The 13,691-nt window shown below is 34.0% G+C and carries 12 protein-coding genes and 3 pseudogenes; 3 read left to right on the top strand and 12 right to left on the bottom strand.

What is annotated here, in order from left to right; genetic code table 11:
* Window positions 1-21: 21 nt before the first annotated feature.
* The 3 genes and pseudogenes from B5P42_RS01950 to B5P42_RS01940 form a co-directional block, all read right to left on the bottom strand.
* Window positions 22-2,412, bottom strand: a pseudogene (locus tag B5P42_RS01950) (penicillin acylase family protein).
* Between the two features lie 79 nt (window positions 2,413-2,491).
* Window positions 2,492-3,262, bottom strand: a complete 771-nt coding sequence (locus B5P42_RS01945; protein WP_113733531.1) for a DnaD domain-containing protein — start codon at window positions 3,260-3,262, stop codon at window positions 2,492-2,494.
* A 443-nt stretch (window positions 3,263-3,705) separates the two neighbouring features.
* Entirely contained in the window at window positions 3,706-4,287 is a 582-nt protein-coding gene (locus tag B5P42_RS01940) for a TetR/AcrR family transcriptional regulator (RefSeq protein WP_044443435.1), read from the bottom strand.
* Between the two features lie 221 nt (window positions 4,288-4,508).
* On the opposite strand from B5P42_RS01940, the gene B5P42_RS01935 reads away from it, so the two are divergent.
* Both B5P42_RS01935 and B5P42_RS31845 read left to right on the top strand, forming a co-directional pair.
* Window positions 4,509-5,741, top strand: coding sequence for an MFS transporter (locus B5P42_RS01935; protein ID WP_113733530.1), 1,233 nt, complete (start codon window positions 4,509-4,511; stop codon window positions 5,739-5,741).
* 131 nt (window positions 5,742-5,872) lie between these two features.
* Entirely contained in the window at window positions 5,873-6,046 is a 174-nt protein-coding gene (locus B5P42_RS31845; RefSeq protein WP_002013769.1) for a hypothetical protein, read from the top strand.
* Between the two features lie 153 nt (window positions 6,047-6,199).
* Here the strand turns inward: B5P42_RS31845 and B5P42_RS32475 are convergent.
* A pseudogene (locus tag B5P42_RS32475) lies at window positions 6,200-6,451 on the bottom strand (IS1595 family transposase); the annotation flags it as partial.
* A 91-nt stretch (window positions 6,452-6,542) separates the two neighbouring features.
* Here B5P42_RS32475 and B5P42_RS01930 point away from each other — a divergent pair.
* Window positions 6,543-6,823, top strand: a pseudogene (locus tag B5P42_RS01930) (hypothetical protein); the annotation flags it as partial.
* A 64-nt stretch (window positions 6,824-6,887) separates the two neighbouring features.
* Here the strand turns inward: B5P42_RS01930 and B5P42_RS01925 are convergent.
* The 8 genes from B5P42_RS01925 to B5P42_RS01880 form a co-directional block, all read right to left on the bottom strand.
* Window positions 6,888-7,214, bottom strand: coding sequence for a DUF3895 domain-containing protein (locus B5P42_RS01925; RefSeq protein ID WP_002013774.1), 327 nt, complete (start codon window positions 7,212-7,214; stop codon window positions 6,888-6,890).
* A 651-nt stretch (window positions 7,215-7,865) separates the two neighbouring features.
* Complete coding sequence (locus tag B5P42_RS01915; RefSeq protein ID WP_113733529.1) at window positions 7,866-8,360, bottom strand: cytoplasmic protein; 495 nt, start codon at window positions 8,358-8,360, stop codon at window positions 7,866-7,868.
* The gene (locus tag B5P42_RS01910; protein ID WP_113733528.1) at window positions 8,357-9,058 is read right to left on the bottom strand and encodes an AHH domain-containing protein; all 702 of its coding nucleotides are present in this window, start codon (window positions 9,056-9,058) and stop codon (window positions 8,357-8,359) included. The genes B5P42_RS01915 and B5P42_RS01910 overlap by 4 nt, the downstream gene beginning before the upstream one ends.
* 585 nt (window positions 9,059-9,643) lie before the next feature.
* Entirely contained in the window at window positions 9,644-10,195 is a 552-nt protein-coding gene (locus B5P42_RS01905) for an SUKH-4 family immunity protein (protein WP_000602771.1), read from the bottom strand.
* 4 nt (window positions 10,196-10,199) lie between these two features.
* Window positions 10,200-10,838, bottom strand: coding sequence for a hypothetical protein (locus B5P42_RS01900; protein WP_370445683.1), 639 nt, complete (start codon window positions 10,836-10,838; stop codon window positions 10,200-10,202).
* A gap of 497 nt (window positions 10,839-11,335) precedes the next feature.
* A complete protein-coding gene (locus tag B5P42_RS01890) occupies window positions 11,336-11,824 on the bottom strand; it encodes an SMI1/KNR4 family protein (protein ID WP_113733526.1) in 489 nt (162 codons plus the stop codon).
* A complete protein-coding gene (locus B5P42_RS01885) occupies window positions 11,821-12,330 on the bottom strand; it encodes an HNH endonuclease (protein WP_309251499.1) in 510 nt (169 codons plus the stop codon). Before B5P42_RS01885 ends, B5P42_RS01890 begins: the two co-directional genes overlap by 4 nt.
* Before the next feature lie 95 nt (window positions 12,331-12,425).
* Window positions 12,426-13,661, bottom strand: a complete 1,236-nt coding sequence (locus tag B5P42_RS01880; RefSeq protein ID WP_113733524.1) for an IS110 family RNA-guided transposase — start codon at window positions 13,659-13,661, stop codon at window positions 12,426-12,428.
* Window positions 13,662-13,691: the final 30 nt, after the last annotated feature.

The following is a 13,691-nucleotide window of genomic DNA, read 5'->3' as shown; positions in this document are numbered from 1 at the left end:
CCATCTCAAAATATCTACACATTATTTAGGGACTAAATTTAACACTTTCCCTTCTATCCCATCTGTATTAAGTGTAGTCGTATGATACTCACCGTTCACCCAATCATCTATTTGATCATGATACCAATCGCTTCTAAAATGTCCTGATTGTCCCGGCCCCACTATATGATAACCGTTTGACATATCTTTCGTATCAATAACGAATCTCCAAGACGCCCCGTGATTGACAATACCGTTATCTCCGTAACTCGCTGCTTGAACGGTAACTTGACTTCCTCCAATTGGAACTGGTTTCTCACGATTAAATGCAAGTAATGCTAATATACTAGATGATTTCGAAATTGGATGTGTAAAAGCAAGTTGATGGTAATCTCCCCACTTCCACTCAGCTACATCGGGTCCATACTCCTTCTGTAATTTCTTCATTACATTCTCGTACGATGTATGCACAACTTCTGTGAAACCTCCGTACTTCGTAAACCAAGCGCTATTTTCTCCTGCTACTTGTTTCCGAATCAATTCATCAACAACTTGTGACTTACCTTCAAATAACTCCATTACATTTTTCGGTATCTCTTTTGAAAATAACGTATTCGAAATCTCTTTCATTAACAAATGGAATATTAATGGTGCCGCTTCGTCTTTACTATCGTAAAAGTTCCACTTTGTTAATTGTTTTACGCCTTCTTTCTCCACTTCATTTAAATCTGTTTTATTTAACTCTTTTAAAAATATAGGGGCAAACTCTTTCCCATATAAATTTTTTTGATCCATCTGTAAATCTTCTAAATCTTTCACCGTATACTTTTCCTTCTCTTGTAAAAACTCTTGAATACGCATTTGCCTATATGGCTGCGCCCACGTATTACTAATATGGTACGGATAATTATCATCAACGATTTTATTATTTGCAGTTGAAATAAACCCTTGTTTTGGATTTATTACTTTCGGTAGCTGATCAAACGGAATATACCCTTCCCATTCATATTCGTCTGTCCACCCTGGCACAGGCAAACTACCATCACCTTTTTTACGCACTGGTATATTTCCATTCGCTTTATAAGCAATTGTGCCGTCGTTTGATGCAAACACAAAGTTTTGAGTTGGTGTATGAAAATCTTGAAGAGCCGTTTCAAACTCATTCCAATCTTTCGCCTTATTCATATTTAATACAGCCTTTAATTCAGCGGAAGGCTCCAAAGCAGTCCATTTCAAAGCGAATACTGTTTTTGTTTTCTCTTTTCCTTTATCTGCAAACTCTGAAATAACTGGACCATGCCTCGTAACCGTAACGTTATACGGAATTGTTTTCCCGCCTTTTACTTTAATAGATTCATCAACAACCGTAGCCTTTTCCCATTTATCGTTATACAAAAATTCATTTTCATTATTAGGATTTCGCTTCTCAATATATAAATCTTGCACATCAGGACCTGTATTCGTAACGCCCCATGCTATTTTGTCATTGTGTCCTAATATAACGCCTGGTACTCCTGCGAAAATAACGCCACTCACATGTAAATCTTTCATTTCAAGTTGCGATTGATACCAAATAGAAGGTGTCGCAAGAGATAAATGAGGATCATCCGCTAAAATCGGCTTACCAGATACACTCTTTTCACCACTCACAACCCAGTTATTACTACCGTTAAACTCTGGTGGAATAACTGTCTTTGAAAAACTTTGTGCTACATCCACATTTGTATTTTTCAATTCAGCTAGCAATCTAGGCGCATCTTTCGGATATGTAGGAAATAGCTCATTTGCTTGCTCTTTCGGTAAATTTTACAGCGCCCAATATCGAAATGCTTGTCCGTGCCAATGTCCTCCTAAATCAAACGCCATATACTTTCCAATCGTTAAAGAATCCACGATTGACCATTCAGCAGGTTCATAGCCTAATAAAGTAAACTCAACCGGCAATTTCTTTTCCTCTTTTGCCTCACGTATAAAAGTATTCACCCCATCAGCAAATGACTGCAGGGCATATTTCGCTTCCCCATCATATTGACTAACAGATGCTTCTGCCGCTCGCCGTAAACCGAGCGTTCGAAACAACTTATCTCGATCAACAGCTGCTTCCCCTACAACTTCACTTAACATACCAGAAGCTTGTCTTCTACTTAAATCCATTTGAAACAAACGATCTTGCGCTTGTACATACCCTTGCGAGAAATATAAATCATGCGCATTTTCCGCTTTAATATGTGGTACACCTTTACTATCTCGTTTCACCGCAACAGCATGTTGTAAATCCTCAAGTTTTATCGTTCCATCTATCTTTGGCACAGAACTAAGCGTATATATGTTCAAAAAAATCATAGCGCAAATAAACAAAAAAAGAACGATACTACTAGACCAAATAAAAATTCTTTTTCCCCTATTTCGTTTCTTTTTTATGACGACTTCCATACAATCCCTCCTCTCTCAATCTATTCGCTTCTATTGTGAAAGAACCTTTTAGAAAAGAAGAAATCATTACTTGCTCATGCTATGGATCATACACACTGAATACTTCTCTCTTACGCACTATTTCCTTTCCTTTATTGAAGCTTACTCGTCCTTTCTTACACCAATTCCTCAAAATCCCCTTCACATAAGCAAGTGTCCCCTTATTATTTTCAAACGCAATTTTAAGTGCCTCTAGTACTTTATCTCCTGAAACTCTTTGCATCCATTCCTTTAATTCCTTCGCGATATATGGAGATAGACTACTAATGTTTTGTTCGTAAAATTTATAAACTTCACTATGCGGAGTGGCATCCTCTACTCTTTCTACCTCTTCCTTCTCTTCCTTCTCTTGAATAATTGCTTGTTGTGAATTACTACTAACCTCTTCCTCTGGCATACCAAAATACTGAAGTAATAATGGAATCTTGCATTCTTCTTCAAGACATTTACGTAAAAACTTAAGTAGGAACTCTTTACTTTTCACCAGTTTCAGCTCACGTAATACACATTTCTCTATGTTCGTATTAAAAATAGGATTATAGTGTAACCAATTTATAATGAATAACTCTTTCGTTTCCGCATCATATAAAATCTTCCCGTATTCCACAAACCGGTTCAATAAATTCTCAACAGTCTCCATACTGTAACCAGTTTCAAGCTCTGCCAAACGCTTTGGTAATATGTAAATACCACATTGCTTCGTTTTCGTACCAGTTAACAAATATATGTAAAAATAACGCTCTTCTGGCGTTAAATCTAATATGAATTCATCTTGCCAAAAGTTCACCTGCACATTACGGTACACCGCCATATGTTTCCCACCTCCTTTTATTCATAAAAAGGCAAATTTCAATCCTTCAATATACATATAGGAATGAGGGCTTTGTTTTTGCATTTGAATTCCAAATTTTTTTAACTACTACAACGCCGGTTTTATTTTTTCACGCTTGTTTTGTTCTTGTAGTTGTTTTTGTTTTGTTTTTTCTTAGTGATTTATTACTTGGTAGGTGCTTATAAGGGGCTTTGAAGGGGCTTATATAGTGTTTTCATTCCTCTCTTATCCGATGCCTAATTACAAATGTCTCCAACAATCTTCATATATTGCAGACAACCATTATGATTCACCTGCTCATATTTACACGAAAATAAAAAGCACTTGTTGCCTTCGTAGACAATTCAGTGCTTAAAGTTAAAAGCTAATAAATAAAAGTGTCTATAATTGACATAGTTGATTGAAATACAATTCTGTTACATTTATTTTAGTAACGATAATATGATACATACCGAATTATCTACAACTGAACGTTCTGGGCGAGATTTCATTAACACCGTTAATCCAATTAATGAAGTGACTAGCGTTTGTGCCAATGATTTAGCATTCACATCACTTTGCAGTTCTCCAGACTGAATTCCTTTAGTAATTAATTCTTGAAATATAACTGAAAGATACATTTGATGTTCTCTAGTCAGCACTTCAAATTTTTCATTATGAGGAGCAAGTTCCACCATTGTATTAATACAAAAACAGCCTTTATTTGATTCTTTTTTATATTCCTCTTCCACCATATTTTCAAAAAATATACGAATGGCCTCTTTTACAGATTGTTCTTTTTGAAGTTTTGTTCGAATGCTAGCTGCGTGTAAATTCGTGTATCTCCGTAATGCAGCTTCAAATAGCCCTTCTTTATCACCAAATGCCGCATATAAACTCGGTCTTTGTATTTCCATTTTAGCAGTTAGATCACTTAATGAAGTAGCGGCGTATCCTTTCTCCCAAAAAAGTTGCATAGCAGCATCCAAAGCTTTTTCTTTATCAAATTCACGTAGTCGAGCCATTTAACCCCTCCTCTTTTTTCACCTGTTTTCTAAATTATAAATCACGTTTTTATGTACTAATCAGTATATTATATATCGTATTAAATTATAAATGATATGTCAAAAGAAACTGAATTTAAATTACAATTCACTTGACATAGCAACTTATCCCTGATTATATTTGACTTACGAAATACCATACCGTTCGGTACATTATTTTAAAAACAAAAGGAGATGATATTATGGATACTAAAGAAAAAATGATAACTGCTCTTACACAGAATAATGATCAGTTCCAATCACCTATCAATACAATCATGCCCCGCTATATAACTCTATTATTTTCAATAGCTTGCGGGATGGCTGTGGCGAATATATACTTCGCTCATCCTCTACTTGATTCTTTATCAAATGCGTTTAAGATCAACCATTCAACTATTGGTGTCGTTATTACGATTACTCAAGTTTGTTATGCACTCGGATTACTTTTATTAGTTCCACTTGGTGATTTGTTAAACCAAAAAAGACTTATCATTGTTCAAATGCTTTTATCCGTTTTCGCTTTAATTGTGGTCGGAGTCGCTCCTTCCAGTACCGTACTTTTTATAGGTATGGCCTTAGTCGGAATTCTTGCGACTGTTACGCAGACACTCGTCGCATACGCATCCATTTTAGCTAACCCAAAAGACCGTGGGCGAATAGTAGGTTTCGTCACGAGTGGTGTCGTAATAGGAATTCTACTTGCACGTACATTTGCCGGAACATTAACAGATCTAGCGGGATGGCGTTCCGTTTATCTTACCTCTGCTGTACTTATGCTCTTCGTAATTGGTTTGTTATATCGTAATTTACCTAGTCTTGAACATAAAAAAACAGCTATGACCTATCGTAAATTATTACGTTCTGTTCTCTTATTATTTGTAGAAGAAAGGATCTTACGTATTCGCGGAATATTAGCATTGCTTATTTTTACTTCCTTCAGTATTTTATGGACTTCATTAGTTTTACCTCTAAGTGTTGCACCATATAATCTATCACATACAGCTATCGGAGCATTTGGTCTTGCTGGAGTTGCTGGTGCATTAGCTGCCACTAAAGCCGGACAACTTGCTGATCGCGGATTCGGAGAGAGAACTACTGGCATAGCCTTATCCTTATTATTACTTTCATGGCTCCTAATTAAATTAATGAACCATTCTCTATTCCTACTAGTTATCGGTGTTATCCTTTTAGATTTAGCTGCGCAAGCTGTACATGTCACCAATCAAAGTATACTTTTCACAGTACGTCCAGAAGCGAGAAGTCGCCTCACTGCCAGTTACATGATTTTTTATTCTATCGGCAGTGCTACAGGTGCAATTCTTTCCACAAACATTTATGCAAGCTACGGATGGAACGGAGTTTGTATATTAGGTGCATCCGTTAGTGCTTGCGCTCTTTTATTCTGGACAATGACCTTACGACGATCATCATAAATAAAGGCTGTTTTCTCAAAGATTGTTACTGTTAAAACTAAAAGGCAGATTTAATCTACAAAACGTGTAGAATACTTTGCTATAATCAACCCAGGATATATAATTATGGTTAATCGAAAGGAGGGATAATAATGAAACAAGTAGCTCTCCATCAATTGCACAAAGAGCATAATAAACGAATAGCAGAATTTCATAAAAAACACGAAATTGAAATTCAACGTGGTGAAAATGGGAACGGTTTGTTAGCTAAATGGGAAAGATTTTTTTATAACAAGGTAATTTTCCCTCTAAAGAATGTGAAATAATACCTACCTATTAAATGAATTGTCATCCTTGTACAGTTCATTTTTGTATCGCATTTTAAGTCAAATACGCATTACTCTTTTTTTCTTATTCAACTAAACTACTCCATTAGTTAAATAACAATAAACCACTGAATCTACCTAAAAAGCATCTGATTAATGATGCTTTTTATCTTTTCTTAATGCTTCAACTGTGAAATATTTAGATTTTTGGCAAGCTGAAATAAGTATTTGCTCTATCCAATTTTCAAATGCTAAGTTTTTATGTAACTCAAGCCAACGATATCAGTAGAGGTGACTATCCAAATAATACGTACAAACGCCTTGAAATCGTTCCATCCATCTTTTCAAGCGGCGATGAAAGTTATTAACGTGTTGTATGTGGAATATCCCTTTTTTTACTCGTTGATAGAGAGCAACAATCTATACGAAAACAGCCTAAATAAAAGGAGAATAATTTATTAGTGCATTTTTTAATATACTTTTTTTACAAAACTATAAAATTGTGAAAAATACGATTCAGGATTCTCCAGAACGAACAAAATCCGCTATGAATAATCTTCTAAACACTGTGAGGATTTCATATGCGCCACTACATGAAAAGGCAGTCGAGACTGCAAAAGAAGTTGGTATAGTTGAAGTAAAACGTAACAAGAAAAAAGCAGTTTTCTAAATGCTTACGAAAATATGCATTTAGAACTTGATAGAGAAAGACTCGGTTTCAAACGTAAATATGTAAGATGTAAAAAAACAAAAAGGGTATCAATCTTTCTTGATTGATACCCCTTTTTACTTTGGTTACTGAACTAGCTCCGTAGAAAACATTCATTTAATTCTGGACAACTTATATGTTAAAAATTTCTTCATTCAATTTATAAACCCTATCTCTTTTCTCATCATTTTTGATAAAAGTAAGCTTTCCTTCTGTAACAAACCCTTCTAATATTAAGCATACTTGTCCAAAGGCTTTAGGCTTATTCGTTGTAAATCTTTCATCTGATATTTTACCAGATCGTATTAATTGTTCGCATAGCTCAAGTGCACTTATTTCTTCAGAATTAAATAATCCCAAAATATCTTTTTGCAAGGGCGATAAAGGTGCTGGGATCTCAGCTACCTCCACTTTTTCTTTTTCTTCTTCAAATAAATCTTCAAATGAAATTTGATTCATTACATCTTTTCCTTTCTAACAACTGATTTGTATAACATGAACTGAATCCTATAGGTACGAGAACTTTAAATATTAGTTATTGTTATGTAGTACTTACCTTATTACATGAATTTCAAACTCATGTACATCATTTCATATAGTATGTTTTGATTATACCAAATATACGTTCTGCCTTCTATTGTAGAATTTTTTATAACAGGAATAAAGGTAATAGTGAACATTTATCTCCCCGTTAGTTGTATACACTATGTAAAAAAAACAGAAAAAGTTTACATAATAAAATTATAGTTTCCTATTAAATTTCTACGCTAAAACGTAAAAAAGCACTTGTTGCTTTTAGTTGACAATCAAGTGGCTTTAAGTTCATCTGTTTTTAAGTAACATTAAATTTGTCAGTTTTATAATAACAGTAGGACACCTTTTGTGTGTCATGACAACTACAACGTTAAAACTTATGAGTTTGTACGTTTTCGTTAGTTTTATGTCCATTCCATGTGTTTTTATATTCATGACCCCGTAAAATGTCATCTCGCCTAAGCTCGTACTTCGTTTTCTATTCTATCATTGCACGTAGTACTCTATGATGGTACAACCATCATGGGTCTCTACTTTTAAACCACTTATTGTTTTTCTTTCCACCACAAATATACTTTATTTTTTATCTGGTGAATATACAATTATTCTCCCTTCTGGATATTCACCTTCCCATCCACAAGGCCATCCCCCAAGCTTATAAACCTCAAAGATTCTTTCATAAAATTTATCAACTTTTCCATTTACTAAGCGATTTAGTGCACACATATGTAAATCTCCAATTATTTCTTCAAAAATATCAATATATTGTAATACAAAATCACCTGGATAGTTCTCGGATGATTGAATAATCTCCCTTATAGTACGCTCCATAGAGTTTAAATCATGCTCATATAATTGTCCTATTATTTCCCCACCTTCTGAGGATTTAATATCTTCCCAAACGTTTTCAACCTCATCCAAATCTTGAGACCATGCCAATACTTGTGCTCTTTCATACTCATTAACCATAACAACATCACGATTTAGAAGGTTTTCATTATGAAAAAGTTGTAAATTTGTAATAAAATTAATAACCTCTTCGACTAATTGAGTGTTTTTTCCGTACTTCATTTATTTATCCACCTTTCCCAAAGCTCTTCAGTAGCACCGCCACCTCTTTTCCAAATCTTTATTTCTTCATTTAATTTTGTTTTGTAAAACTTCTCAATACCAATTTCTAATACCTTTGATTTGTATAATGGCAAGCCACTTTCTGTACCTTTTTTTAATTTTTGTTGCAATTCAAACACTTGTTGTTCCAACTCCTTAATACTTTGATTGATATTTAATTTATCTAACTGATCTTTAACCACATTATTATATACACTATGAAATCCTCTATGCCTAGACAAAGCACTTGGATCTTTTGCTGGTATCGGTAAAAATATCCCGTTATCAGCATGATCCATATCCATTCCAATTTTCTTTAATACCGGATGATTTCTTAAGTTTTTAGGTATTATATTTTGCGCCTGATATCCTTTCCGTGATGCAGAACGTGGAAGCCCCATGGATTCCAATATATTTCGCCCTAATTTTGTAGAACTACCTCCTGTAACCTTTCCAGGGGTACCTGGAATAAGTCTAGTAGCTTCTTCACCCGTACCCTTAACCCCACCACTCTCCAAATTCGAGATCCTACTCTGAATACTCGCCTTTGAGGCATCATGAGCTTCTTTTACGCTTTCACTGAAGTTCGTTCCACCGTATCTACGTACGCTTCCATCAAGTAATACTTCTTCACCTCTAATGAAGGAGAAAGCTATTATTTAAACCTTTTACTAATGTATTTTCAATTATATAATACTAGTAATTTCTGTTAGCCCTAATTCATAAAAATAATTTTTATACACTCAAAGCATACCTATCTATAAAAAAACACTTGTTGCCTTTAGTCGACAATCAAGTGCTTTAAGTTCATATGTTTTTAAGTAGCATAAATTTGTAAGATTTATAAGATCTGTAAGTTTTGTATTAACAGTACGACACCTTTTACATGCCATGACAACTACTAAGTTAAAATTGACGAGCTTGTACGAGTTCTTAGTTTAATATACTTTCCATGTGATTATATTCATCACCCAGTAAAATGTCATCTCGCCTAAGAGCGAACTTCGTTTTCTGTTCTATCATTGCACATAATACTCTATAATGGTACAACCATCATGAGGTCTTTACTTTTAAATAGCTTATTCTTTTTCTTTCCAATTCAAAAACAAGTTCTTCTTCATTTTCAAATATAATTTAAAAAGTCATGTTAGTAACACTTATAAAGTTACTACATGCACTCTTTTCCTTCTGCAATACACCATAGACTAAAAAAACCATAACCTATTTTAAATAAAATGCCATAGTTATTCATACAAATTCTCAATCTCAGTAACCCAAAAACATTCCTCTTCCATACACTTGGCGTCAATTCTTTTTAATTCTTCTTTTAACCAATTAATCACAGATTCTGGTATATCATTATCAATAAAGGCATCCTCACCATTTACCTCTATTGCCTTATCAATCATTTTTGAATACACTAATAAACATTCTGCAAATTGGTTTATAGAAGAATTAATAAATACTTCTTTATAATTATCACTATTATTAAGAAACACTATATTTTCTTGTTTCTCAATTATACATACCGGATCGCCAGAACTAGTTGATCCCAAAAACCAATATTTTTGAAACTCTTCTGGCATATTAAATACATTTGTAATAGATCTTATTAAAGATTGTGACGAGGTAAACTCTAAATATGGTGGCGGAGTTTCTGGTAAACCTCCTATAGACAAAAACTTCTTCACATCATCCGAAAAATTTGTGCTCATTAAATCTTTGGAATTAAATTTAATTAGTGGACCATCTTTGTTAACATCCCATTTATCATTAAATTCCTCTGGTAATATCATCTTTTCACCTTCTTAAATTATTTATAAAAGTTTCTAATCTAGTTGCAATTTCATTATCTATTCCAGTAATTCCCCATTCCTTCTCTACATTATGAATACCACCATATCCAGGATGCAAAGTTTTTGGTAAAGCTACAGCTTGACCACCTTCTCCTATATGATGATGCCTCATTGGGTCTTTTATATACTCCTTATACTGCGGAAAATGTTTTATAAATTGTTCATCAACAATTGGAACTCGACCTCGCTTTATCAACGCCGTATTTTCTACACTCCAAAACTCCGGATTACTTTTAAGTAATGTGTTGAAAAACTTTTTTGCATTTCTCTCCCATCCTGCAGCATTAGTTCCTGAATTAGTTTTCCCTTTAAAGTTCATTTCAACTACAAGTCTAGGGTCAACTAAATACTCTTCATCATACTTTGTCAGGTCTCTACCTCTATATCCTCTAACCTTGTCATATTTGCCGTCATTACTCCATTTAGGAACAGTAAAGGTTTCCTCCTTATTACCCGTACCCTTAACCCCACCACTCTCCAAATTCGAGATCCTACTCTGAATACTCGCCTTTGAGGCATCATGGGCTTCTTTGACTTTTTCGCTAAAGTTCGTTCCAGATCTAACGACACTTCCATCTGGCATTATTTCTACACCTTTAAAGATTGGGGATACGGAGTCCACACCTTTTGCTAATGTAGTTCTAGTTATATAATACTAGTAATTTGTGTTAGCTTTAATTCATAAAAATAATTTCTTTAAATTTATAGTATACCTTTCAATTAAAAAAGCACTTGTTGCCTCAAATAGACAATCAAGTGCTTTAAGTTCATATGTTTTTAAGTAGCATAAATTTGTAAGTTTTGTAGTAACAGTATGACACCTTTTGTACATCATGACAAATACTATGTTAACACTTACGAGTTTGTACGAGTTCGTTAGTTTCATGCCCATTCCATGTTTTTATATTCACCGCCATGTAAAATGTCATTTCGCCTAAGCTCGTACTTCGTTTTCTATTCTCTCATTGCACATAATACTCTATGATGGTACAACCATCATGGAGTATCTATTTTCAAACACCCTATTATTTTTTCTATCCACTTCACATAAAATTTATTTTTCATTCATCATTATATTTTTTAATCGTGTAATTCACTTAAAAAATCAGTAAATGTATCTGCAATGTAAAATACATTTTCTCTTGCGATTTTCTCTGCTTCTTCTGCCGTAATCCCTTCACTTTCCATCAGCGCTTCCTTTTCCCATGCATCTTCATGTTCCCAAAAAACAACAATTGGATTTTCTTCATGATTTTTATAATCAAAGCAAATTAAATTCCCTGCTGGGTCAAATGCAAATGGAATTAATTCTTTAGGTAATGTATCACTAAAGTCATTATATACTTCAACTATATATTCGTCACTATTTTCATCAAAAGATAATAAAGTCCCAAAAACTCTTTCATGATTATTCACATTAAATATTTCTGGTTCCACATTAGCACCATTATTCACAGCTACACATTTTATATAATCGTTTGGAAATTTAACACCTATTTCATTACCAATTTCCCCTACAAAATCTTCACTTACAGTTGCATCAGCAAATTGCCACTCTACTTTTCTCATCTAATTCCATCTCCCCATAATTTATTTCCACCTAAGTGATTTACTTTATGTACTTTTGAAATAACTAATTGCATCTTGCCAGGGACTTGATGGTGATGCCAAGTTAATCCTTTTATTCTTGCCTTACCAGCATTTATTTGAGCTAATTGACCTGGAGAAAACAATTCTTTTGGAATCTTGCCTGAATCAATCGCTTCTTTTAATTTCCTTGTACATTCCTTAAATTGTGCCTCATCTGGACTAATATGTAAATTCTTATCTAGTCTCATTGTAAATTTAACATCGTCCCCTTTAAATATTGGGAATCCTAAAATATCAAAATCTACTCCTTTTTTCACATGTGTTCCTCCTGCTAAAGGCTTATTTAATATATTATTTTTCGTTTTAGTATTCAAATATGTTTCTGTTAGTCCCACGACTTCTTTAAACTCTTCAACACTATCATATCCCTTAGGCACAATTGATCTATTAATCAAATTTCCGTCTTTATCATAATTATTTTTAATTACTTCGTCAATTTCAGATCTATGAACAGTATTACCCGTACCCTATGTTGTAATCTTAAACCCTCACAATAAAAAAGCAAACCATGTAAACCTTATTAAACTACTTCTTTTTCTTCCACTACCGGCAATTCATAGGCTGTTTTATATTTCATCATGCCATATACAATGTTTACAAGCCTTCTCATAATACATACCAATGCTTGTCCTTTTGTTTTTCCCTCTTTAAGTTTCTTTTGATAATATGCATGAAACACTGGGTTTCTGGGTAACTTACTTCCTTTTGCTACTTGCACTTGCTGTACAGCTAAATTATAAAATAAAGCGTGTAGCGCCCTGTTTCCTTGTTTGCTTTTGTGTGTCTTACCTTTCCCACCAGAACCAAAGTAAACAGGCGCAATCCCCGCGAATCGTGCTAATTTGTTGGCATTTGGAAATCGCCTTACATCCCCAATTTCTGCAATTAATGCTGATGCCGTCACAAGTTCTATTCCCGGCATCGTCTCTAATTGATAATCTAGTAGATTTACTAGCTGTTTTAATTCTCTTTCGATGTATTTCATTTCCTTCTTTTTAAACTCAATCTCCCGTACAATACTTCTTACTAAAAAGTTTCGCATTTCTTGATACTCTTTCATTGTTTGTCCATCTTCTTTTACAAGTTTTAATATGTCGCTTGCTTTCTTTACTGAACATGTATTGTTGCTAACATCTAATAAAAAAGCTGTTAATTGCTTTATATTCGCCCCCTCTAAACAAGAGGGTGACGGATATTGCTGCCAAAATGCTAATGCTGTTTTTCCATCTAACTCTGAGAAAAACTCTTTATAACTTGGATAATGGTGGTTTAATTGAATATGTAATTGGTTCTTTAACGCACTTTGTGCTTTTACTAATGCATTCCTTCTTGAAACTAGTTGTTGTATCGACCAAAATAAATCGTTTGGCTTTGCATCTGGTAATTGATTTAACTTATTTATTAGTATACGGGCTACGCATTCCGCATCCCAACTATCACTTTTTTGTGTCGTCACATGGCTTTTTCGCTCTAAAAATGATAAAGCTGGATTTACTTCTTTCACTACTTGTTCATGATCTACTAAATATTTCGCTAACGCTCTTCCATAACCACCAACATCCTCTAAACCAAATACAACTGATACCCCAGCACTCACATATGTCTCTACTTTTAATAAAAACTTCGAAAATGCAGATGGTTTATTCTCAAATTGTATTTCTCCTAGTTTCTCTTGCCAACAATTAATAATAACAGCCGTATGATGCTCCTTATGTAAATCTACTCCTACATACAAATAGTTCTGTCTATTATGCATAACTCATCCCTCTATTCAATGATTTAGTCA

This window comes from Bacillus sp. SRB_331 (assembly GCF_003264175.1).
GTDB lineage: Bacteria > Bacillota > Bacilli > Bacillales > Bacillaceae_G > Bacillus_A > Bacillus_A mycoides.
This window is presented reverse-complemented; position numbering and strand designations above follow the sequence as displayed.